The sequence below is a fragment of the Sphingomonas sp. NPDC092440 genome (assembly GCF_044754985.1).
Taxonomy (GTDB): Bacteria; Pseudomonadota; Alphaproteobacteria; order Sphingomonadales; family Sphingomonadaceae; genus Sphingomonas.
Genome location: NZ_JBIVQA010000013.1, coordinates 1 through 18,245 on the forward strand (window position 1 = coordinate 1; position 18,245 = coordinate 18,245).

Here is an 18,245-nt window from a genome sequence, read left to right on the forward strand (position 1 = left end):
CTACCAGATACGACCGGCATGCCACAAACTACCTCGCTGCCATCGCTCTCGTAGCCCTTATCACCGCGTGGCTTAAATGAGTCCTCAACCTAGGTTGAGGACTCATATTCCTCCTTCGTCACCCCGGCCTTGCGCCGGGGTCCCGCTGCCTTGCTGACGGAAGAAGCAGCGGGATCCCCGCCCGCGCCGGGATGACGGTGGAAAATCAGATACTTGCTTGGGTTTTCAACCTAATCCCCGAACCCATATTCCCAGCGATACGGCACGCCCGTCTCGCCCAGCGCGGCGCGGACCAGCTTCGGGAAGGCCCGCTCGATCCGCACGTCATTGCCCAGGATCAGCACGCAGCGCCGGCCCCGCTCGAGGCAGACCATCGTATTGGCGGTCACGTCGTTATGGCCGCCCTTGAACCAGCCCGGCCCCTGCGGCCCGGTAAAGGCGATCACGCCCAGCGCCGCCTTCGCATCGATCCCCTCGCCCGGCCCGGCCGGATTGTTCAGCGTCGGGAACTGCGTCTTGCTCGCAATCGCCTGGGTGCCGCGGGCAAATTCGACGCGCCACCGCTTCGGCAGGCCATAGCCGCGCGCCATCGCCGCGGTCATGATCGCCAGGTCGTGGATCGTCGTGTCCATCGATCCCGCCGCGCGCACCCGGCTGCGATCGTCATGCGGCTCGGGCTTGCCCTGCGCGTCCCAGCCGTCCGCCAGGTTGGTGCCGAAGCCGTCCTGCCAGATCAGGCTGGTCCGGGTCATGCCGAGCGGCCGGAAGAAGCGCCGCTGCAACTCCGCCTCCACGCCCAGCCCAAGCCCTTTCTCGAGACCGAACTGGAGCAGCGAGATGCCCTCGCCCGAATAGCCGTAGCCGCTGCCCGGATCGAAGTGGAAGCGCAGCTTCCCGTCGGGCTCGAGGAACGCGAAATTGGCAAAGCCGGTCGCGTGGTTGAGCACGTGGCGCGGCGTCACCCGCCGCCAGCGTTCGTCGCCGGCCAGGTCGCCCCAATGTCCATAGTCGTCGAGATTGCCATAGTCGGGCAGCGGTTTCGCCAGCATCGCCGCGACCGGCCTGTCGAGGCCCAGCTTCCCTTCCGCTACGAGCTGCGTGACCAGATAGCCGAACACCGCCTTGGTCAGCGACGCGCCGTACATGATGGTGTCGGCGGTGAGCGGATCGCCCTTCGCGTTGCGCGCGCCATAGGTCCGCACCGCGACGATCTTGCCGTCCACGATCTGCGCGATCGCCACGCCCCTGGCGCCGGTCTCGGCCATCGCCGCGCGCACCGCCGGCTCCAGATTCACCGGCGGCGTATCCGCCGATACCGGCGCCACGCCCGCCAGCACCAGCAAGCCGGCCAGCCCATATCCCACCGAACGACGCATCCCGCCACCTCCCTGTTCCCGGCCGCATCCTGCACGATCGTTGCCGATCGGCAACACAAACCGAGCTTCGTGGATCGTCACCGAAACGACGCACACTCGTAACGATACCGACGCGAACCCTGCCTAGCGGCTCGCATGGGAGCGGCCCTCCGGCCGCTGGGATGGGAATGATCATGACCGATTTTTCGCGCCGGCTGCGCCACGGCCACGCATATGCATTTCTGATGGCCTCGGCCGCCCTCGTCACGCTCGCGCCCATGGCGCATGCGCAGGACAGCGCCGCCCCTGCCGCCGTCGTCGATGCCAATGACGGCGATGGCGGCGACGAGATCGTCGTCATCGGCAGCGGCCAGACCCGCTCGGTCTCGACGCTGGTGCCGCAGAATCTCGACCTGCTGCCGCCGGGCACCAGCGTCCAGAAGGCGCTGAACTTCCTGCCGGGCGTGATGGCGCAGTCGATCGACGCGCTGGGCGTCAACGAGCAGTCGCTCTCGCTCCAGGTCCGCGGCTTCAACACCACCCATCTCGGCTACACGCTGGACGGCATGCCGCTCGGCGACGGCGCCTACAACAACTATAACGGCCTCACGATCAGCCGCGCGCTGATCTCCGAGAATCTCGGCCGCGCCGATCTCGCCACCGGCATCGCCGGCCTCGCCATTCCCTCGACCAGCAACCTGGGCGGCGCGCTGACCTATGTGAGCCGCGATCCGGGCAAGGACGCGGCGCTGGCCGTCAGCCAGACGGTCGGCAGCGAGAACAGCGTGCGCACCTTCGTGCGCCTCGACACCGGCGAGCATGGCGGCTTCTCGGCCTATGTCTCCGGCCAATATGTCGAGCAGGACCTGTTCGTGAACCAGCCGGCCTATAACAAGTCCACCGGCAAGCAGCTCAACGCCAAGGTCCAGTACAAGGCCGACGGCATCAAGATCACTGCCTTTGCCGATCTCTCGCGCACCAACCAGGCCGACGACGCCTATCTGTCGAAGGACATGCTGAACCGCCTGGGCTGGGACTGGGGCGGCTATGCGCCGAACTGGCAGGCCTATGTCGGCGTCGCCGCCTGCACGGTGACCACCACGCCGTACAAGTGCGCCGCCGCGCCCGCGCCGCAGAAGAATGCCGACGTCACCTTCACCAACGGCCAGATCCTGCGCAACGACAATCTCTTCTACCTGGCCGGCGAGTTCGAGCTGGCGAAGAACCTCAGCGTCCGCACCCAGGTCTATCATCACAACGACAAAGGCGCCGGCAACAACTTCATCACCGGCCTGTCCAACCAGGGCACCACGACCACGGCGGACGACGTGCCGGTCCAGATCCGCGACACGCGCTACACGATCGACCGCACCGGCGTGCTGGCGAGCGTCAACTGGAAGGTCGCCTTCAACGAGTTCCAGGCCGGCCTGTGGGTCGAGGACAATACCAGCAGCGCCGCGCGCTACATCTGGACCAACGTCACCGGGCCGTTCAGCCTGGCCCAGTATCTGGTCGGCCAGCCCAACACCTCGCAATGGGTGCAGGAGACGCACTGGAAGACGCACCAGTTCTACGTGCAGGACACGGTGCGCCTGTTCGACGACGCGCTGAGCATCGATTTCGGCTTCAAGAGCACCTATTCCAAGTCGGATGCCCGGGCGATCCGCGGCATCGCCGTCGCGGCGCCGCCCGCCTCCAGCCAGTTCGCCAGCGGCACGCTGGTGGCCAAGGACAATTTCCTGCCGGAAGTCGGCGTGCACTGGCAGGTCGCGCCCGGCCATGAGCTGTTCGCCAGCTATGCCGAGAACATGGCCATGTTCCAGGGCGGCTTCAAGCTCGGTCCCCAGTCGGTCTCGCAGGCCGTGTGGGACGCGCAGGGCAAGTATCTGAAGCCGGAGACGTCGAAGAGCGTCGAGGGCGGCTATCGCTATGTCAGCGGCCCGCTGCAGGTCGCGCTGAGCGGCTATTACGTCAAGTTCGACAACCGCCTGCTCCAGTATAATCCCTGCCCGACCAACCAGCAGCAGAACCCGGGCTGCGGCAACAGCTTCCACAATGCCGGCAGCGTCACCAGCAAGGGCGCGGAGCTCGGCGTGCTGTGGAAGCCCGTGCCGTGGCTGAGCTGGTACAATTCGGCCTCGTTCAACAAGTCGACCTATGACGAGAATCTCAACTGGTGCACCACCACCTGCGTGGTCAAGCTCACCGCGGGCAAGCAGCAGGTCGATACGCCGAAGACGATGCTCGCCAGCGTGCTGACCGTGAAGCAGGGCGGCCTCTCGGCCTCGCTGCAGGGCAAGTACACCGGCCGCCGCTATTATACCTACACCAACGACCAGAGCTTTGGCGGCTACACCACCTTCGATCTGGGCATCAGCTACGACTATGGCTCCTTCGCCTATGTGAAGGACCTCAAGCTGGCGCTGAACGTCACCAACCTGACCAACAAGCGCTACGCTTCGAACTTCGACAGCAGTGTCTTCGCGCCGGACGATGCGACGGGCACGGTGCTGGTGTTCCACTCCTCGGCCCCGCGCCAGGCGTTCGTCACGCTCAGCGCCGGCTTCTGAGCCGCCGCGCGGCGCAGGAAGAAAGGCCGGGGTTCGCGCCCCGGCCTTGCTCTTTCTCTCTCCCTCGTCATCCCCGCGAAGGCGGGGATCCAGGGCCCGAAACAGCGCATCCGCGGCCAGCCTCGGTTGGGGGCGCATATCCCTGTTTCGTCATCCCGGCCTTGCGCCGGGATCCCGCTGCTGCTTGCGCTGGCGAGATAGCGGGACCCCGGCGCAAGGCCGGGATGACGGGAATTGGGCTCGTCTCCGGCCCGGACCTAAAGGATCGCCTTCTCCGCCGGCTCCTGCCACCAGGCATTGTGCAGCCCGTCGGCATAGTTGACCGGCGCCGCCTCCAGTTCCTCGAGCGGCACGTCGTCGAGGCAGAGCACCTGCACCGAGACAAAGGCTCCGCCGATCTCCTCGACATAGCCGGAGCCGAACGGTGCGATGCCGCAGGTCTTGCAGAAGCGATGGTGCCCGCTCTTGGTGCCGAACTGATATTCGCCCAGCGCCTCCTCGCCCGAGAGCAGCCGGAACTGGTCGGGCTTGAGCAGCGCGCCCCAGTTGCGGCGCTTGCGGCAATAGGTGCAGTTGCACTTGCCCGTGCCCGCCGCGAGATCGATGTCCGCCTCGAAGGTCACCGCACCGCAGTGGCAGCTGCCATGATAGGTCTTCGTCGTCATTTCCTGGCTCCCGTTTGAACTCACGGGACTCGCCCTACTGCCATGCTGCTGCCAGCATGGTGTCAGCAGCATGGCAGTAGATATGGCGGTGCCGGCCCAGGGAAAACAAAATGCGCAAGGCAGATCGCCTCTTCCAGATCGTCCAGATCCTCCGGCGCACACCGCGCCCGGTGACCGCCGACGCAATCGCGGCGGAACTCGAGACGTCGAAGCGCTCGGTCTATCGCGACATCGCCGCGCTGATCGGCCAGCGCGTGCCGATCCGCGGCGAGGCCGGCGTCGGCTATGTCCTCGAAAGCGGGTTCGACCTGCCGCCGCTGATGCTCACCACCGACGAGATCGATGCCGTCGCGCTCGGCGCCACCTGGGTCGCGGGCCATGCCGACGAGAGCCTGGCGCGCGCCGCCGAGGACCTGCTCGCCAAGATCGCCGCCGTGCTGCCCGAGGAGATGCGCCCGTTCCTCGGCAACCCCGCCGCGCGCGCCGTGCCCGCCTGGGACCGGCCGCGGGACGGCATCGACGTTCCCCAGCTGCGCGCCTGGATCCGCACCGGGCGCAAGCTGCACCTCGACTATGCCGACGAGCAGGGCCGGGCGACCCAGCGCCGGGTCTGGCCGCTGATGATCGGCTATAGCGACGCGACTCGCGTCCTTGTCGCCTGGTGCGAGCTGCGCGCCGGCTTCCGCACCTTCCGCCTCGATCGCATCGCCGGCGCCGAATTCCTCGACGCCGCGATCCCCGGCAGCCCCGCGCAGCTGCGGGCCCGCTGGCTCAAGGAGATTCGCACGCGCGGCTGAGGGGAGCCGAGGGCGGCTGAGGCTTGCGCCTGACACCAAATTGTAACAAACGCGGCACCCGCCATCCCGGCGCCCCGGAGTCCGCGCCATCCGCCAGATCGCCGCCCTGCCCTATCGCACCGAAGGCAATGCCGTCGATGCGCCGGTGCGCGTGCTGCTGGTCACGTCGCGCGAGAGCGGGCGCTGGGTGATTCCCAAGGGCAATCCCGAAGCCGGCATGCCCGCCCACACCGCCGCGGCGATCGAGGCGGAAGAGGAAGCCGGCGTGCGCGGCCCGGTCTGCCCGCTGCCGCTGGGCTCCTATCGCTACCGCAAGAAGCGCGGCAACGGCGCCTCGCTGATGATCGACGTCGACGTCTTCCCCCTCTCGGTCAGCCAGGAGCTGGTCGCCTGGAAGGAGCAGGGCCAGCGCGAGCGCCGCTGGTTCAGCCTCGCCGAAGCCGCGGCCGCCGTGGACGAGCCCGATCTCAGCGACCTCATCCGATCGTTCGGCCCGGCCGAGTTCAGGGCGGCGGCGCAGCGCAACGGCCTGCTCACCGCCGTCGCCCGCAAATCGAAAGTGCATCACATGTTCGCCTGGTTCCAGCGCCTGCTCCCCAAGACCGGCAATTTCTTCGAGATGTTCGAGCAGCACGCGCTCACCATCGTTGCCGGTGCCGACGCGCTCGCGCGGCTGCTTGCGGACGGCAATCGCGACCATATCCGCGAAGTGATCGAGCGCGAGCATGATGCCGACGAGATCATTCGCGAGATGCTGCGCACGGTCCGCGAGACCTTCCTCACCCCCTTCGATCGCGGCGCGATCACTTCGCTGATCGGCGCGATGGACGATGCGATCGACGAGATGCAGGCGGCGGTGCAGGCGATCGACCTCTACGAGGTCACCGTCTTCGACCAGGAGATGAAGGACATGGCGGCGATCATCGTCGATGCCGCCCGCCTCACCATGGAGGCGATGCCGCTGCTGCGCGACGTCGCCCGCAACGGCCCGCGCCTGCACGAACTGACCGAGCGGCTGGTGCGCATGGAGAGCCATGCCGACGAGATCCACGCCGCCGGCCTCAAGCGCGCCTTCAAGGAGCTCGGCCCCGGCGACCCGCTGGGCTTCGCCGTCCATCGCGAGCTGTTCAAGCATCTCGAGCGGATCGTCGACGCGTTCGAGGATGTCGCGAACGAGATCGACGGCATCGTGATCGACCATTCCTGACGCCGCCCGATGTACGAGCTCGCCTTTCCCCTGCTGGTCGGCCTGATCCTCGTCGCGCTGGCGTTCGACTTCCTGAACGGCCTGCACGACGCGGCGAACTCGATCGCCACCGTCGTCGCCACCCGGCTGCTGAAGCCGGTCCATGCCGTGGCCTTTGCCGCGGCGTTCAACTTCGCCGCCTATTTCCTGACGATCGCCTTCCCCAGCCTGCACAAGGTGGCGGACACGATCGGCCAGGGGCTGATCGACAAGAACCTGATCACCCCGGCGGTGGTGTTCGGCGCGCTGATCGGCGCGATGTTCTGGAACGTGGTGACCTGGCTCAAGGGCATCCCCTCCTCGTCCAGCCATGCGCTGGTCGGCGGGATGATCGGATCGGGCGTGGCGCATGCCGGGCTCACCGGCGTCAAATGGACCGGCCTCAACAAGACGCTGATCGCCATCGTCCTCTCGCCGACGATCGGCATGATCCTGGCGATGCTGGTGATGCTGGTCACTTCCTGGCTGTTCATGCGCGCCAGCTCGCGCACCGCCGAGCGCAGCTTCCGCATGCTGCACCTCGTCTCCTCGGGTGCCTATTCGCTCAGCCACGGCCTCAACGACGCGCAGAAGACGATGGGGATCATCACCGTGCTCCTCTATTCCACCGGCTATCTGCACGGGAAGTTCGAGGTGCCGCACTGGGTGGCGATCGCCTGCTACATCGCGATCGCGCTCGGCACGCTCAGCGGCGGCTGGAAGATCATCGAGACGATGGGCTCGCGCATCACCAAGCTCTCGCAGCACCAGGGGTTCAGCGCCTCGCTGGCGGGCTCGATCGTGCTGTTCACCGCTTCGGCGCTGGGCATTCCGGTCTCGACCACCCACACCATCACCGGCGCGGTGATCGGCGCGGGCACGGCACGCCGCGCCTCGGCCGTCCGCTGGGGTGTCGCCGGCAACGTCATCGCCGCCTGGGTGATCACCATCCCCGCCTCGGCGGCAGTGGGCGCGCTGTTCTACCTGCTGACGACATTGTTCTGAGGCGGGGGCCGGAGCCCCCTCGCCAGTCCTGACCGTCACCCCGGACTTGTGCCGCACGCCATCACGCGCTAATACTGAACCATATGGTTCAGTATGCCGCTACCGCCCGCCTCGATGCTTCCTTCGCCGCATTGTCGGACGCTACCCGGCGCGGCGTGCTCGACCAGCTGGCGCGCGCCGAGGCGTCGATCACCGATCTCGCCGAGCGTTTCCACATGACCCTGACCGGCATGAAGAAGCATATCGGCGTGCTCGAGCGCGCCGGGCTGGTCGTAACCGAGAAGGTCGGCCGAGTGCGGACCTGCCGGCTCGGCGCCCAGAGCCTGGCCGAGGAGGCCGGCTGGATCGCCAATTACCACCAGCGCTGGAACGCCCGCTTCGACGCGCTGGACGACGTGATCGCGGAGCTCAAAGCCAAGGAGAGAATGGATGGGCCTGAACGCCAGTGACTTCGGCGCCACCACGGTAGCGCGCAAGTCCGACACCGAAGTCGAGGTCACCCGCATCTTCGATGCGCCGCCACACCTGGTATATCGGGCCTGGACCACGCCCGAGCTGTTCCAGCGCTGGTGGGCGCCCAAGTCGATCGGCGCGCCGATGCACGTCCGCGAACTCGATGTCCGCGTCGGCGGCGGCTACCGGATCGAGTTCGACGGGGAAGGCGGTCGGGTCTGGGCGTTCTTCGGCAGATATATCGAAGTCGTCCCGAACGAGCGCATCGTCTGGACCAATGAGGAAAGCGACAACGGCCCGATTTCCACGGTCACCTTCGAGGAACGGGACGGCAAGACCCTGCTGACCTTCCGCGAGGTCCACCCTTCGAAGGAAGCGCTCGACGAAGGCATTGGCGGCGCCGAAGGCATGCCCGAGCAGCTTGCGCAGCTGGAAGAGCTGCTGAGGGAACTGGCGGAGGGCTGATGGCGCCCTTGTTGCCGGCGCTAGCCGCGCAGGCCCAGAGCGTCGGAGACCATATCCTCGCCAGATTCGATATCCAGCCGATGGACATTCCAGCACGCGTCGAAACCGCGCGCTTCGGCCAGCGCTTTCAGTTCCGGAGGGAGCTCATCCACGAGGGTCAGGAACATCGCCCAATGCGCCGCATCCAACTCGGCTCTGGAGGGCTTGGTCATCTCCGGCGTGTGGCTGCTGGAAGTTACGGCGTAGATCGCGCCGTAATCGTCAGGATCGACGAAGCACTCCGCGACTTCGCGAAACGCGTGCGACATCACATATACCAGATAGCAGGTGCCGATCATTGCCATGGGTTGGCGCTACCATGGGACGCGCCCGCCGACCATCGATCCGCCCCTAATCCCCCACGAACCCGAACGGCGTGACGCCGCTCTCGCGCTCATTGGCCAGCGCCGCGCGTCCGGCCGGCGCCGCCGAGCGCTGCGCGCAGTCCGGCCGGGTGCAGGCGCGGCAGCCCAGCCCCACCGGCACCGCCTCGCCCGCCAGGTCCACGCCGCGCGCCGCCGACAGCGACCGCGCCTCGCCGGCCGCCAGCCCGATCCCCAGGGCGAAGCGCGCCCGCACGCCCTGCGCGCCCTGGGGCGTCCGTGCCCGCGACAGCGTGAACCAGCGCGCGCCGTCCTCGGTCTCGACCAGCTGGCCCAGCGTCTCGTCGGCCCGGCCGAACGCTTCGGTCAGGTTCCATAGCGGGCACAGGCCCGGCCCCTCCACCAGCGGCGACCCGCTCGCCCCCGCGAAGCGCTTGGAGACCTGCCCCGCCCGGTCCACCCGCACCAGGAAGAAGGCCAGCCCCCGCGCACCCACGCGCTGCAGCGTGGTCAGCCGATGCGCCACCTGCTCGAAGCTCGCGCCGAAGCGGCGGCGGAGCACGTCCAGGTCATAGCCGGTCTGCTCGCAGGCGCGCAGGAAGCGGCCATAGGGCATCATCACCGCCGCCGCGAAATAGCCGACCAGATGGCGCTGATAGAGCCGCTCCCCCGCGCGATCGAGCCCGGCGCCGCGCACCAGCGCCTCGATCTCGCCCCGTGCTTCCTGGGAAAGCCGCTCGGCCAGCGCGAAGGTGCGGCCCGGCATGTCGAGCAGCTCGGAGAGCTGCACCTGGCGCGCATGGAGGTCGAGCCGCTTGAGCAGCCCCGGCATCACGTCGGCGGGCAGGATGCGCACCGACAATTGATGCTTCACCCGCAGCCGCTCGGCCATCGCGCCATAGGGATCGCCCGCGGTCTGGCGCAGCGCGTCGGCCAGCGCCTCGGCCACTGCATCGAGATCGGCGAAATGGTTGCGCCAGCGCTCGATCTCGCGGCGCACCTGCCGGCCCGGATCGCCTGGTCCCGCATCCGCCACCGGCCCGCCGGCGCCGATCCGGTCATAGGCGCGGGCGAACGCCTCCGCGCCGCCGGGCGCGCCGGCCAGCCATTCCTCCATCTGCTGCCGGTCGATCTCGAGATCGGCGAACAGCGGATCGGCCAGCCGCCGCCGCAACGCCTCCATCCCCCCGCCCGGCTCGGCCGCGGCCAGCTTGCGCGGATCGAAATCGTACACTTCGGAAAGCCGCAACATCAGCATGGCCGAGACCGGCCGCTGGTTGCGCTCGACCAGGTTGAGATAGCTCGCCGACACGCCCAGCGCCTCGGCCATCGCCGCCTGGGTCAGCAGCAGCTGCCGGCGCAGGCGCCGCACCGCATGTCCCGCAAAGAGCTTCTGCTCGGCCACGCCTCGTCTCTCCTTCACCGTCATCCCCGCGCAGGCGGGGACCCAGAGTCACACGGGGACATCGCGCTGCCACCCCGGATCCCCGCCTGTGCGGGGATGACGAGAAGATGGGCGCTGTCCTACAAACAATGTTCTCGATATGTTCATATCGAGTACGTCAAATCACTCTGTAAATAATTTACATCTTTTCAACTCAAAGAAAAGGCACACCAACACCACGACCCTCACGAACGCGCAAGCCAACTGCCAATGGAGTCAAGAAATACCCATACAGGCTCAGCAACCCAGTCAAGGAACACACAATGCCGACGCGCTTCGAAGATCTGATCCCCGCCCCCACCGGCCGGTTCGACGGCATCGTGCGTCCGTACACGCCGGAGGATGTCGAGCGGCTGCGCGGCTCGCTGCCCATCGAGCACACGCTCGCCCGCCGCGGCGCGCTCAAGCTGTGGGAGCTGCTGCAGGAAGAAGACTATATCAACGCCCTCGGCGCGCTTTCGGGCAACCAGGCAATGCAGATGGTCCGTGCCGGGCTGAAGGCGATCTATCTGTCCGGCTGGCAGGTCGCGGCCGACGCCAACACCGCCGGCCAGATGTATCCCGACCAGTCGCTCTATCCCGCCAATGCGGGGCCCGAGCTCGCCCGCCGGATCAACGCCACGCTCCAGCGCGCCGACCAGATCGAGCATATGGAGGGCGGCGCCCAGCGCGACTGGTTCGCCCCGATCGTCGCCGACGCCGAGGCCGGCTTCGGCGGCCCGCTCAACTGCTTCGAGATCATGAAGGCCTATATCGCCGCAGGCGCCGCCGGGGTGCATTATGAAGACCAGCTCGCCTCGGAAAAGAAGTGCGGGCACCTGGGCGGCAAGGTGCTGATCCCGACCCAGGCGCACATCCGCAACCTGGACGCGGCGCGCCTGGCCGCGGACGTCGCCGGCGTGCCGACGGTGATCTGCGCCCGCACCGATGCCGAGAGCGCCCGCCTGATCACTTCGGACGTCGACGAGCGCGACCGGGAGTTCCTCACCGGCGAGCGCACGCCGGAGGGCTTTTTCCGGCTGAAGGACGGCACCGGCGTCGATCACTGCATCAAGCGCGGCCTGGCCTTTGCCGAGCATGCCGACCTGCTGTGGTGGGAGACCTCGAAGCCGAACATGGACGATGCCCGCCGCTTCGCCGAGGCGATCAGGAAGGAATTCCCGAACAAGATGCTGGCGTACAACTGCTCGCCCAGCTTCAACTGGGAGAAGAATCTCGACAAGGACGACATCGCCCGCTTCCAGCGCGAGATCGGCGCGATGGGCTACAAGTTCCAGTTCGTCACGCTCGCCGGCTTCCACCAGCTGAACTACGGCATGTTCGAGCTGGCCCGGGGCTACAAGGATCGCGGCATGGCGGCCTATTCGGAGCTGCAACAGGCCGAGTTCGCCGCCGAGGCCAATGGCTATACCGCGACCCGCCACCAGCGCGAGGTCGGCACCGGCTATTTCGATGCGATCGCGACCACGCTGGCGGGCGGCAGCAGCAGCACCACCGCGCTCGCCGAGAGCACCGAGACCGCCCAGTTCGTCACCACCGAAGCCGCCTGAAAGCATGAGAAAGGAGTGATTGCCATGACCGAACCCCAACGCAGCCGCGCCGTCTTCTCGACCGAGGATTTCCGCCTCATCCGCGAGGCGGTGGCCACCCATCTCGAGAAGGTGAAGGACGCGCCCGAGTCCACGAAATACGCCAATCTCTATCACCGCCTGGGCCGCGTGGCCTGAAGGGTGGACGCCTCCTCCTATCTCGTCATCCCCGCGCAGGCGGGGATCCGGAGCCAAGAACGGCACGGCACAGAAACCCTGGATCCCCGCCTGTGCGGGGATGACGGATAAGGGACCGCGTGCCCGATCTCGACTTTCCTGGGGAGGAAAGGATGTCCGTCGGAAGGTCAGCTTCCGGCGGACATTTCCGCATTGCGGACGGCGAGCGCAGCGACCCGCGCCTCATGCTCGGCCTTGCCGAAGGGGAAGAAGCGGTAAAGCGCCGCCGCCGCCAGGGCGAGCACGCCATAGACGACGAAGAAGAGAATGGTCAGCCGGTCCACCGTCGCCACCGGCACCTGGCCCGGCCGGGCCGCCGCGGGGAAACGCACCAGCTCGAGCAGCAGGCCCGTCGCCCAGATGCCCAGCCCGCTGCAGCATTTCTGGATGAAGAAGGATCCGGCGAAGAATACTCCTTCGTTGCGCCGACCGGTCTCGATCTCCGAATGCTCGACGACATCGGCCATCATCGAGGCGCCCAGGATCGTCGCCGAGATGCTGCAAGTGACGTTGAGCGCATAGATGGCGAACAGCGACGGCAGCAGCCAGGGCGTGCCCGGTGCCGGGAACAGGCCCAGCAGGCGCAGCGCGTAGGGCAGGGCGACCCAGAATGCCGCCGCCGCCATCAGCCCCATCGCCGCCCGGGGCTTGCCCAGCCGCCGCGACGCCCGCGGCGCGACGAGGAAGGCGAGGAAGGCGCCGACCAGCAGCGAGAAGGCGATGATCGTGAAGTCCTGATTCTCGAAGCGCCAGACATGGGCATAGAGATAGCTCGACAGCGCGAAGCTGACGCCCTGCGCCGAATAATAGCAGAGCCCGGCCGCCATCAGGATCAGGAAGGCGCGGTTCTTCACGGTCTCGCCCAGTTCGGCGAAATGGGCGCCGAGCGACTGGCGCGTGCGCTCCTCCGGCTGGGGCAGGTGCGCGATCTCGCCGTGCGTGCCCAGCGCCGAGACGAGGATCGCGAACGCCATCAGCAGCGCGCTCACCAGCGCGAAGCCCGGATAATTCTCCCGCACCAGCTGGCCGTTGGGATGGCCCGGCGAGGGTCCGAGCAGCCAGGCATAGGCGAGGATCATCATCGCCAGCCCGCCGGCCCAGCCGAACAGGAAGCGATAGGCCATGATCCGCGTCCGCTCCTCATAGTCGGCGGAGAGCTCCGGGGTCAGCGCCTGGCTCGGCACCTCATAGGCGCTCACCGCGGTGCGGACGAGCACCGACATGGCGAACACCCAGCCGAGCATGCCGGCATGCGAGAGCGCCGGCGGGTTCCACAGCAGCAGCCAGCCGATCGCGATCGGAATGGCCGAAGCGTACATCCAGGGATGGCGCCGCCCCCAGCGGCTCCGCGTCCGGTCCGAAAGGAAGCCGATCGCCGGATCCGCCACCGCATCGAGCAGCAGCGCGCACATGATCGCGAAGCCCACTTCGGCGGCCGGCAGCCCGAGGACCTGGTTGAAGAAGAACAGCAGGAAGGTCGAGAAGCAGAAATCCTTCACGCCATACGCCACGGTGCCGAAGCCGTAAGCGAGCATGATCGGCGTGCGGATTCGCCGGGCCGGGGGCAGTGCCGCCTGATTGCCGTCCATGCCCCGCGCTCCCTCTCGACCCATTTTACTGCGCACCCTATGTGCCGCAACCCGGGGGTCAACCGCAAGCCATTGGAATATCGGGTATGGCTTGCCCGGAGACATATGGTCGGTATAGCCTTTGGCTTCGAACCTGAGGAACGCGTGGCCATGGCGCTCGACCCCGAAATTTTCGACACGCTGATCGATACGGTCCGCCGCTTCGTGCGCGACCGCCTGCGCCCGCTCGAGGCCGAGGTGGAGGCTGCCGACGCCATCCCCGCCGATGTGATCGACGAGATGAAGGCGCTCGGCCTGTTCGGCCTGTCGATCGCCGAGGAATATGGCGGCTTGGGCCTGACGATGCTCGAGGAATGCAAGGTCGCCATCGAGCTGGGCCGCACCACCCCGGCCTTCCGCTCCAGCTTCGGCACCAATGTCGGCATCGGCTCGCAGGGGCTGGTGATGGCGGGGACGGCGGAGCAGAAGGCCCGGTGGCTGCCGCGCATCGCCAGCGGCGAGATCGTCACCAGCTTCGCGCTCACCGAGCCCGATGTCGGCTCCGACAGCGGCGCGGTGCAGACCCGGGCAGTCCGGGACGGCGACGTCTATCGCCTCAGCGGCACCAAGCGCTTCATCACCAACGCCGACAAGGCCGAGCTGTTCACGGTGATGGCGCGCACCGGCGACGAACCGGGTGGCCGCGGCGTCTCCGCTTTCCTGGTGCCGCGCGACCTCCCCGGGGTCAGCATCGGCGAACCCGAGAAGAAGATGGGCCAGAAGGGCGCCCGGGTGGCGGACGTGGTGTTCGACGGCACGCCCGTCCCCGCCGCCAACCGGCTGGGCGACGAGGGCGAAGGCTTCCGCATCGCGATGCAGGTGCTGGACCGGGGCAGGCTGCATATCTCGGCGGTCTGTGTCGGCGTGGCCGAGCGGCTGATCGCCGACTGCGTCGCCTATGCCGGCGAGCGCAGGCAGTTCGGCAAGCCGATCGCCGAGCACCAGCTGATCCAGGCGATGCTGGCCGATTCGAAGACCGAGGCGCTGGCGGCGAAGGCGCTGGTGCTGGAGACCGCCGCGGCCAAGGATGCCGGGCAGAACACCACGATGGAGGCGGCGGCAGCGAAATATTTCGCCAGCGAGATGGTCGGCCGCGTGGCGGACCGCGCCGTGCAGATTTTCGGCGGCGCCGGCTATATCGCCGATTACGGCATCGAGCGGCTCTACCGCGACGTCCGGCTGTTCCGCATCTACGAAGGCACCAGCCAGATCCAGCAGCTGATCATCGCCCGCGAGACGCTGAAGCGGGGCGGGTAATGCCTTCTTTCTCCCCTCCCGCTTGCGGGAGGGGTCGGGGGAGAGCCCGACCTCATCCGTGAGGCTCGAAGCACTCCCCTCCCCCAGCCCCTCCCGCAAGCGGGAGGGAAGCTAATTTTGGAGAGGATAGAATGGACACCACGACATTGTTCCGCCTGGATGGCCGCATCGCCCTCGTCACCGGCGGTTCGCGGGGCATCGGCCGGATGATCGCCGAGGGCTATGTCGCCCAGGGCGCCAGGGTCTATGTCTCGTCCCGCAAGGCCGAAGCCTGCGAGGAGACCGCCGCCGCGCTCGGCCCGAACTGCATCGCCCTGCCGATGGACGTCTCGACCGTCGCCGGCTGCAAGGCGCTCGCCGCCGCGCTGGCGGAGCGCGAGGAACGGCTCGACATCCTGGTCAACAATGCCGGCGCCGCCTGGGGCGAGCCCTTTGCGGGGTTTCCGGAAAAGGGCTGGGACAAGGTGATGGACCTGAACGTGAAATCGCCCTTCTTCCTGACCCAGGCGCTCTTCGACCTGCTCAAGGCCGGCGGATCGGCGGAGCGCCCGGCCAAGGTCATCAACATCACTTCGATCGACGGGCAGCGGCTGAACCCGTGGGAGACCTATAGCTACCACGCCTCGAAGTCGGCACTGATCTACCTGACCAAGCGCATGGCCGCCCGGCTGGTCCGCGACCATGTCAACGTCACCTCGATCGCGCCCGGCGCCTTTGCCAGCGACATGAACAAGGCGGCGCGTGACCATGGCGGCGATGTCGCCCGGGCGATCCCGGCCCGGCGGATCGGCGTGGACGAGGACATGGCCGGTGCCGCCATCTACCTCGCCAGCCGGGCGGGCGATTATGTCGTGGGCGACACGATCACGGTCGATGGCGGGCTGGTCAATGCGTCGCTGGGCGTGAGCATCGACGGCTAGGTTGAGAACCCAGGCAAGTATCTGATTTTCTAGCGAGGCCCCGGCGCAGGGCCGGGGCGACGAAGCAAGAATATGAATTCCCGACCTAGCGCCGGTAATAGCCGCGCCGCACCCCGGCCGGCATCTCGGCGACCAGCGAGAGGCGCACCATGTCGAAGCAATATCCCGCCTTGTTGCGGATCAGCTGGGGCGCGACGTCCCGGTCGTTGGTGCGGCAATAGGTGTGCGCCGCGCCGTCCACACGCTCCCGCAGGGCGGCGCGGCCCTCCCTGGTGTCCAGCTGCAGGTCGCCATAGGTGACCCGCAGCGCCGGCTCGCTCGCCGGCAGGGGCGGGTGCGAGGCACAGGCGCCGACCAGCGCAACGGACAGGAACAGGATCGAACGCATCGTCATTCTCCCTTCAAGTCGCCGGACAAGCCGGCCCCGTGGCGCGAAAGCCGCGCTCTGGTTCAGTGGTGCCGGGTTGGGGGGCTAGTAGACGCCCGCCATCTGCTTGGCCTGCCGCTCGAGCCGGTCGGCCTCGTCCGCCAGCGATGCCGCCACGTTGCGATACCCCTGGCGGATATCGAGCGGCAGGTCGCGATTATGGGCGCGGTCGCGATATTCCAGCGCGGCCTTGCGCAGGCGCTGCACGGCCGCGAGCCGCTGTTCCGTCGGCGGCGCGACCCGGCGTTGGGCGCCCGTGCCGGCGGGCGACCCGCTCTCGCCCATGGCGGGCATCAGCGCATGGGCCTTGATCCGCGCTTCCGCTTCCACCGCGCGCGACGCGTCGCGGGACGGGGGCGGCGTCGATGCGACCCGGGCCATGGCCTTGGCCTTGGCCGTGACGCGCACCGACTCGTCGCGCCGAGGAGAGGATAACCGCGGCGCTGGCGCCACCGGCGTCCGCACCGCTTCCTCCCGCACCTCGGGAGACGGCACGGCGAGCACCGGCCGGGGCACCGCACGATCCTCTCCCGGCACGGCAGAGGCCTGGGGCCGCTCGACGACCTGCATCGCGGCGAGCGGCGCAATCCCTAGCGGGATGCCGCCGATCAGCGCCGCGCACAGGAGCCTGCTCGCCGGCTTGCGCGGAGCGGCATCGAGCACGCGCCGAATCCGCCGCGCCATCGCACCCTGCGACACCGCCATGCCGCACGCCGCATGCGCCCCGCAGCCACCGGCGACCGCGAGCAGCGTCTGCGCATAGTCGGCACGCCCGACATGCCGCAACGCTTCCTCATCGGCGGCCAGCTCGGTCTGGCGGGCCAGTTCGATGACGAGCAGCCAGGCGAGCGGGTTGCACCAGAACAGCGCCAGCGCCAGCCGCGCGGCGAGCATCGCCAGCCAGTCGAGCCGGCGGACATGCGCGATCTCGTGCGCAATCACCGCGGCGGCGCGATCGGGGCGGCGCTCGATGTCCGGGCCGATCAATATCGTCGCCGGCGCGATCCCCAGGCTGAGGGGCGAGCCAATGCGGGGCGAAACGAGTAGCCGCACGGGCCGCCTCAAGGGTTCGGCGGCCCGTGCGAGCACCTCCCTCCACACGGGATGGGAGGTGGGCACCGCATGGCGGGTCCAGCGGTGCAACAGGAAAAGCCCGACGGCGAGGCGCAGCAGCACGAATGCGGCGCCTCCCAGATAGGCCAGGGCGATCCAGTCGATCCCGGGGGCGCCGGCGGCGACGGGTGTCGCAACGGGCAGCGCGGCGATCCCATCCATGGCGGGCAAGGCGGCGGACGGCCCGGTCGCGGGCAGCACCGCGATCTCGACGGCCGGCAGCACCAGCACGAGCAGCGGCAGCACCAGCAGCGCGGCCACACCGGCGCGCAGCACCGCCACCCGCTGCGCGGCGGGCCGGCCGCGCAATGCCTGGCCGGCGAGCAGCGCGACGCCACAGGCCAGCGCGGATTTCCAGCCCAGCTCGATCAGCAGGTCCGGGATCATTCCGCTTCTCCCCGCGCTTCGTCGATCGCGCGCTGGAGCTCGTCGATTTCCGCGCGGGTCAGCGCCTTCTCCATGCCGAGCAACGCAGTCGCGGCGCGCGCCGCCGAGCCCTGAAAGAAAGTGTGCACCAGGCGCTGGAGCGCAGTCTCGGCAACCGAGTCGGCCTGCACCACCGGCCGATAGACATAGGCCTGGTTGCGCGTGCCGTGGCCGATCAGCCCCTTGGCCTCGAGCCGGCCGAGCAAGGTGCGCACCGCCGAATCGCTCGGCGGGTCGGCCAGCGCGCCGCGCACGGCGATGGCCGTGCCCTCACCCAGGCTGCACAATGCCTCGAAAACCTCGCGCTCGCGGCGCGGCAGCGATTCGATCACGACTCAACCTCCTCTGACCCGTTACATTTGTAGCA

At 68.1% G+C, this 18,245-nt stretch carries 18 protein-coding genes; 10 read left to right on the forward strand and 8 right to left on the reverse strand.

Annotated elements, in window-relative coordinates:
* Positions 1–230 precede the first annotated feature (230 nt).
* Positions 231–1,376 carry a serine hydrolase domain-containing protein gene (locus tag ACIQCS_RS18845; protein WP_345848722.1) on the reverse strand — a complete coding sequence of 382 codons (1,146 nt, stop codon included), beginning with the start codon at positions 1,374–1,376 and terminating at the stop codon, positions 231–233.
* Positions 1,377–1,549: 173 nt separating this feature from the next.
* Between ACIQCS_RS18845 and ACIQCS_RS18850 the strand changes: the two genes are divergently transcribed.
* A complete protein-coding gene (locus ACIQCS_RS18850) occupies positions 1,550–3,925 on the forward strand; it encodes a TonB-dependent receptor domain-containing protein (RefSeq protein WP_345848723.1) in 2,376 nt (791 codons plus the stop codon).
* 257 nt (positions 3,926–4,182) lie between these two features.
* Here ACIQCS_RS18850 and ACIQCS_RS18855 read toward each other — a convergent pair whose 3' ends face one another.
* Positions 4,183–4,590, reverse strand: coding sequence for a GFA family protein (locus ACIQCS_RS18855; protein ID WP_086130612.1), 408 nt, complete (start codon positions 4,588–4,590; stop codon positions 4,183–4,185).
* Between the two features lie 110 nt (positions 4,591–4,700).
* On the opposite strand from ACIQCS_RS18855, the gene ACIQCS_RS18860 reads away from it, so the two are divergent.
* The 5 genes from ACIQCS_RS18860 to ACIQCS_RS18880 all read left to right on the forward strand — a co-directional run bounded on the left by ACIQCS_RS18860 (position 4,701) and on the right by ACIQCS_RS18880 (position 8,535).
* The gene (locus tag ACIQCS_RS18860) at positions 4,701–5,387 is read left to right on the forward strand and encodes a YafY family protein (protein ID WP_345848725.1); all 687 of its coding nucleotides are present in this window, start codon (positions 4,701–4,703) and stop codon (positions 5,385–5,387) included.
* An 88-nt stretch (positions 5,388–5,475) separates the two neighbouring features.
* The gene (locus tag ACIQCS_RS18865; protein ID WP_280280023.1) at positions 5,476–6,594 is read left to right on the forward strand and encodes a DUF47 family protein; all 1,119 of its coding nucleotides are present in this window, start codon (positions 5,476–5,478) and stop codon (positions 6,592–6,594) included.
* 9 nt (positions 6,595–6,603) lie between these two features.
* Positions 6,604–7,617, forward strand: coding sequence for an inorganic phosphate transporter (locus ACIQCS_RS18870; RefSeq protein WP_275915661.1), 1,014 nt, complete (start codon positions 6,604–6,606; stop codon positions 7,615–7,617).
* An 83-nt stretch (positions 7,618–7,700) separates the two neighbouring features.
* Entirely contained in the window at positions 7,701–8,066 is a 366-nt protein-coding gene (locus tag ACIQCS_RS18875; RefSeq protein WP_294053228.1) for a helix-turn-helix transcriptional regulator, read from the forward strand.
* Positions 8,047–8,535, forward strand: a complete 489-nt coding sequence (locus ACIQCS_RS18880; RefSeq protein WP_345848727.1) for an SRPBCC domain-containing protein — start codon at positions 8,047–8,049, stop codon at positions 8,533–8,535. The genes ACIQCS_RS18875 and ACIQCS_RS18880 overlap by 20 nt, the downstream gene beginning before the upstream one ends.
* Positions 8,536–8,555: 20 nt before the next feature.
* On the opposite strand, the gene ACIQCS_RS18885 is transcribed toward ACIQCS_RS18880, so the two are convergent.
* Entirely contained in the window at positions 8,556–8,879 is a 324-nt protein-coding gene (locus ACIQCS_RS18885; protein WP_345848730.1) for a hypothetical protein, read from the reverse strand.
* Between the two features lie 46 nt (positions 8,880–8,925).
* Positions 8,926–10,302, reverse strand: a complete 1,377-nt coding sequence (locus ACIQCS_RS18890) for a short-chain fatty acyl-CoA regulator family protein (RefSeq protein ID WP_345848731.1) — start codon at positions 10,300–10,302, stop codon at positions 8,926–8,928.
* A gap of 302 nt (positions 10,303–10,604) precedes the next feature.
* Between ACIQCS_RS18890 and aceA the strand changes: the two genes are divergently transcribed.
* Positions 10,605–11,891, forward strand: a complete 1,287-nt coding sequence (gene aceA, locus ACIQCS_RS18895; RefSeq protein WP_280279948.1) for an isocitrate lyase — start codon at positions 10,605–10,607, stop codon at positions 11,889–11,891.
* A gap of 24 nt (positions 11,892–11,915) precedes the next feature.
* The gene (locus tag ACIQCS_RS18900; protein WP_167299535.1) at positions 11,916–12,068 is read left to right on the forward strand and encodes a hypothetical protein; all 153 of its coding nucleotides are present in this window, start codon (positions 11,916–11,918) and stop codon (positions 12,066–12,068) included.
* A gap of 167 nt (positions 12,069–12,235) precedes the next feature.
* On the opposite strand, the gene ACIQCS_RS18905 is transcribed toward ACIQCS_RS18900, so the two are convergent.
* The gene (locus ACIQCS_RS18905; protein ID WP_345848734.1) at positions 12,236–13,696 is read right to left on the reverse strand and encodes an MFS transporter; all 1,461 of its coding nucleotides are present in this window, start codon (positions 13,694–13,696) and stop codon (positions 12,236–12,238) included.
* A 150-nt stretch (positions 13,697–13,846) separates the two neighbouring features.
* On the opposite strand from ACIQCS_RS18905, the gene ACIQCS_RS18910 reads away from it, so the two are divergent.
* Complete coding sequence (locus ACIQCS_RS18910) at positions 13,847–14,992, forward strand: acyl-CoA dehydrogenase family protein (protein ID WP_345848736.1); 1,146 nt, start codon at positions 13,847–13,849, stop codon at positions 14,990–14,992.
* Between the two features lie 131 nt (positions 14,993–15,123).
* Entirely contained in the window at positions 15,124–15,912 is a 789-nt protein-coding gene (locus tag ACIQCS_RS18915) for an SDR family oxidoreductase (RefSeq protein WP_345848737.1), read from the forward strand.
* Positions 15,913–15,997: 85 nt separating this feature from the next.
* Here ACIQCS_RS18915 and ACIQCS_RS18920 read toward each other — a convergent pair whose 3' ends face one another.
* The 3 genes from ACIQCS_RS18920 to ACIQCS_RS18930 all read right to left on the reverse strand — a co-directional run bounded on the left by ACIQCS_RS18920 (position 15,998) and on the right by ACIQCS_RS18930 (position 18,210).
* Positions 15,998–16,300, reverse strand: coding sequence for a UrcA family protein (locus ACIQCS_RS18920; protein WP_345848738.1), 303 nt, complete (start codon positions 16,298–16,300; stop codon positions 15,998–16,000).
* 84 nt (positions 16,301–16,384) lie between these two features.
* Positions 16,385–17,839, reverse strand: coding sequence for a M56 family metallopeptidase (locus ACIQCS_RS18925; RefSeq protein WP_345848739.1), 1,455 nt, complete (start codon positions 17,837–17,839; stop codon positions 16,385–16,387).
* Positions 17,836–18,210 (reverse strand): BlaI/MecI/CopY family transcriptional regulator, encoded by a 375-nt coding sequence (locus tag ACIQCS_RS18930; protein WP_345848741.1) that lies wholly within the window; start codon positions 18,208–18,210, stop codon positions 17,836–17,838. The genes ACIQCS_RS18925 and ACIQCS_RS18930 overlap by 4 nt, the downstream gene beginning before the upstream one ends.
* Between the last annotated feature and the right edge of the window lie 35 nt (positions 18,211–18,245).

Excerpts from the sequence above, each read along its gene's own strand:
- ACIQCS_RS18845 (WP_345848722.1), bottom strand. The coding sequence starts at position 1,376 with ATGCGTCGTTCGGTGGGATATGGGCTGGCCGGCTTGCTGGTGCTGGCG.
- ACIQCS_RS18850 (WP_345848723.1), top strand. The coding sequence starts at position 1,550 with ATGACCGATTTTTCGCGCCGGCTGCGCCACGGCCACGCATATGCATTT.
- ACIQCS_RS18855 (WP_086130612.1), bottom strand. The coding sequence starts at position 4,590 with ATGACGACGAAGACCTATCATGGCAGCTGCCACTGCGGTGCGGTGACC.
- ACIQCS_RS18860 (WP_345848725.1), top strand. The coding sequence starts at position 4,701 with ATGCGCAAGGCAGATCGCCTCTTCCAGATCGTCCAGATCCTCCGGCGC.
- ACIQCS_RS18870 (WP_275915661.1), top strand. The coding sequence starts at position 6,604 with ATGTACGAGCTCGCCTTTCCCCTGCTGGTCGGCCTGATCCTCGTCGCG.
- ACIQCS_RS18875 (WP_294053228.1), top strand. The coding sequence starts at position 7,701 with ATGGTTCAGTATGCCGCTACCGCCCGCCTCGATGCTTCCTTCGCCGCA.
- ACIQCS_RS18880 (WP_345848727.1), top strand. The coding sequence starts at position 8,047 with ATGGGCCTGAACGCCAGTGACTTCGGCGCCACCACGGTAGCGCGCAAG.
- ACIQCS_RS18885 (WP_345848730.1), bottom strand. The coding sequence starts at position 8,879 with ATGGCAATGATCGGCACCTGCTATCTGGTATATGTGATGTCGCACGCG.
- aceA (WP_280279948.1), top strand. The coding sequence starts at position 10,605 with ATGCCGACGCGCTTCGAAGATCTGATCCCCGCCCCCACCGGCCGGTTC.
- ACIQCS_RS18900 (WP_167299535.1), top strand. The coding sequence starts at position 11,916 with ATGACCGAACCCCAACGCAGCCGCGCCGTCTTCTCGACCGAGGATTTC.
- ACIQCS_RS18905 (WP_345848734.1), bottom strand. The coding sequence starts at position 13,696 with ATGGACGGCAATCAGGCGGCACTGCCCCCGGCCCGGCGAATCCGCACG.
- ACIQCS_RS18910 (WP_345848736.1), top strand. The coding sequence starts at position 13,847 with ATGGCGCTCGACCCCGAAATTTTCGACACGCTGATCGATACGGTCCGC.
- ACIQCS_RS18915 (WP_345848737.1), top strand. The coding sequence starts at position 15,124 with ATGGACACCACGACATTGTTCCGCCTGGATGGCCGCATCGCCCTCGTC.
- ACIQCS_RS18920 (WP_345848738.1), bottom strand. The coding sequence starts at position 16,300 with ATGCGTTCGATCCTGTTCCTGTCCGTTGCGCTGGTCGGCGCCTGTGCC.
- ACIQCS_RS18925 (WP_345848739.1), bottom strand. The coding sequence starts at position 17,839 with ATGATCCCGGACCTGCTGATCGAGCTGGGCTGGAAATCCGCGCTGGCC.